This window comes from Empedobacter sp. GD03865 (assembly GCF_029840775.1).
In the GTDB taxonomy this organism is placed as follows: Bacteria; Bacteroidota; Bacteroidia; order Flavobacteriales; family Weeksellaceae; genus Empedobacter; species Empedobacter falsenii_B.
This window is the reverse complement of sequence record NZ_JAOCDF010000065.1, coordinates 1-3263: the sequence shown is the minus strand read 5'-3', so window position 1 is coordinate 3263 and position 3263 is coordinate 1. Positions and strand designations below refer to the sequence as shown.

Here is a 3263-nt window from a genome sequence, read left to right as displayed (position 1 = left end):
TAATCCATAGCTTCGGTAATATGCTTATGCCCGATTATTATCCATGCCGGATCGCTCGACTAGTGAGCTGTTACGCACTCGTTAAATGAATAGCTGCTTCCAAGCTAACATCCTAGCTGTCTATGCAATCCAACCGCGTTTTTTCAACTTAGCATATATTTGGGGACCTTAGCTGATGGTCTGGGTTCTTTCCCTCTCGGACATGGACCTTAGCACCCATGCCCTCACTGCCTAGAAACATATATTAGCATTCGGAGTTTGTCAGGAATTGGTAGGCGGTGAAGCCCCCGCATCCAATCAGTAGCTCTACCTCTAATATACTTTACTAAACGCTGCACCTAAATGCATTTCGGGGAGTACGAGCTATTTCCCAGTTTGATTGGCCTTTCACCCCTACCCACAGGTCATCCGAAGACTTTTCAACGTCAACCGGTTCGGTCCTCCACTTTGTGTTACCAAAGCTTCAACCTGCCCATGGGTAGATCACAAGGTTTCGCGTCTAATACTACTGACTATAGCGCCCTATTCAGACTCGCTTTCGCTACGGCTCCGCACCTGAAGTGCTTAACCTTGCCAGCAACATTAACTCGTAGGCTCATTATGCAAAAGGCACGCCGTCACACAATTAAGTGCTCCGACCGCTTGTAGGCGTACGGTTTCAGGTTCTATTTCAACTTTCTATTCGAAATGCTTTTCACCTTTCCTTCACAGTACTAGTTCACTATCGGTCTTTGAGGAGTATTTAGCCTTGGAAGATGGTCCTCCCATATTCGGACAGAATTTCTCGTGTTCCGCCTTACTCGTTATCAACTTAATAAAAATTTCATTTACGGGACTATCACCCTCTACGGTTAACCTTTCCAGGTTATTCTATTATCCTTATTAAGTCTTTAGGGCTAATCCGCGTTCGCTCGCCACTACTTACGGAATCTCAATTGATTTCTTTTCCTATTGGTACTTAGATGTTTCAGTTCCCAACGTTCGCTCCCATTGCTGGGTGACATGCCTTCAACATGCCGGGTTGTCCCATTCGGAAATCTACGGATTAATGCGTATGTGCCGCTCCCCGTAGCTTATCGCAGCTTATCACGTCCTTCATCGCCTCTCAAAGCCTAGGCATCCGCCGTACGCCCTTTGTAACTTTTTTCTCGATTTAACCGTCATATTATGAGCGGTTATGTTAATCTTACTCGTTTTCTTGATTAATTGTATACCTTTATAAAACTTTGATTTATTTCTAAATCTGTTTGTTTTTGATTGTATGCGATTATAAATAAATTATAATCTGTTTCTAATAATGTCAATGAACTCTTCTGCTTTAGACGAATTTCGAACTTCGAGATTCGTTTATCGCTTCGTGGAGAATATCGGAGTCGAACCGATGACCTCTTGCGTGCAAGGCAAGCGCTCTAGCCAGCTGAGCTAATCCCCCTCTTTGTCGTATTTCGAAATTCATTAATCGAACTTCGTTTTTAGTAGTCTCAGGCAGACTCGAACTGCCGACCTCTACATTATCAGTGTAGCGCTCTAACCAGCTGAGCTATGAGACTCTTTAATACTCTTAAAGAGTGGTCTTTTTGTTAGTTGTAAGTCTTAAGTTATAAGTAATAAGTTTTTATTCCTTAATATTTTACTTTACCTTAACCTCTATCTCTAACTATATATTAAATACTACAGAATAAAAAGCCGAATCAAAATCAATCTTCTTACAATAGAAGAAAATTCGTCGTTCTCTAAATATGAGATGTTCCAGCCGCACCTTCCGGTACGGCTACCTTGTTACGACTTAGCCCTAGTTACCAGTTTTACCCTAGGCAGCTCCTGTTACGGTCACCGACTTCAGGTACCCCCAGCTTCCATGGCTTGACGGGCGGTGTGTACAAGGCCCGGGAACGTATTCACCGCATCATGGCTGATATGCGATTACTAGCGATTCCAGCTTCATAGAGTCGAGTTGCAGACTCCAATCCGAACTGAGATAAGTTTTTGAGATTCGCATCTTGTTGCCAAGTAGCTGCCCTCTGTACTTACCATTGTAGCACGTGTGTAGCCCAAGACGTAAGGGCCGTGATGACTTGACGTCGTCCCCACCTTCCTCGCGGTTTGCACCGGCAGTCTCATTAGAGTCCCCGTCTTTAAACGCTGGCAACTAATGATAGGGGTTGCGCTCGTTGCAGGACTTAACCTAACACCTCACGGCACGAGCTGACGACAGCCATGCAGCACCTTGCAGTCTGTCCGAAGAAAAAACTATTTCTAGTTCTGTCAAATTGCATTTAAGCCTTGGTAAGGTTCCTCGCGTATCATCGAATTAAACCACATGCTCCACCGCTTGTGCGGGCCCCCGTCAATTCCTTTGAGTTTCATTCTTGCGAACGTACTCCCCAGGTGGGATACTTATAACTTTCGCTTAGCCACTGAACCCGAAAGCCCAACAGCAAGTATCCATCGTTTACGGCGTGGACTACCAGGGTATCTAATCCTGTTCGCTCCCCACGCTTTCGTCCATCAGCGTCAGTTAATGTTTAGTCACCTGCCTTCGCAATTGGTGTTCTGCGTAATATCTAAGCATTTCACCGCTACACTACACATTCCAGCAACTTCAACATCACTCAAGACTAACAGTATCAATGGCAGTTTCATAGTTAAGCTATGAGATTTCACCACTGACTGATTAATCCGCCTACGGACCCTTTAAACCCAATAAATCCGGATAACGCTTGCACCCTCCGTATTACCGCGGCTGCTGGCACGGAGTTAGCCGGTGCTTATTCTTCTGGTACCTTCAGCTACTTACACGTAAGTAGGTTTATCCCCAGATAAAAGTAGTTTACAACCCATAAGGCCGTCATCCTACACGCGGGATGGCTGGATCAGGCTTCCACCCATTGTCCAATATTCCTCACTGCTGCCTCCCGTAGGAGTCTGGTCCGTGTCTCAGTACCAGTGTGGGGGTTCACCCTCTCAGGCCCCCTAAAGATCATCGTCTTGGTGAGCCGTTACCTCACCAACTAACTAATCTTACGCATGCCTATCCTACTGCGATAAATCTTTCAAAATCTAATGATGCCATTAAATCTGTTATAAAGTATTAATCCTCCTTTCGAAGGGCTATCCTTTTCAGTAGGGCAAGTTGCATACGCGTTACGCACCCGTGCGCCGGTCTCTAGTTCCCGAAAGAACTATACCCCTCGGCTTGCATGTGTTAAGCCTCCCGCTAGCGTTCATCCTGAGCCAGGATCAAACTCTCCATTGTAATTTTT

2 tRNA genes and 2 rRNA genes are annotated in these 3263 nt (G+C 45.3%); all 4 read right to left on the bottom strand.

The annotated features are described in order from the left end of the window. A 23S ribosomal RNA gene (locus N5D46_RS14580) occupies positions 1–1147 on the bottom strand; the annotation flags it as partial. A gap of 211 nt (positions 1148–1358) precedes the next feature. Then, positions 1359–1432 (bottom strand) — tRNA-Ala (locus tag N5D46_RS14575). Positions 1433–1476: 44 nt separating this feature from the next. Further along, positions 1477–1550: transfer RNA gene (locus N5D46_RS14570), tRNA-Ile, on the bottom strand. A 187-nt stretch (positions 1551–1737) separates the two neighbouring features. Beyond that, positions 1738–3256: ribosomal RNA gene (locus tag N5D46_RS14565) — 16S ribosomal RNA — on the bottom strand. Positions 3257–3263: the final 7 nt, after the last annotated feature.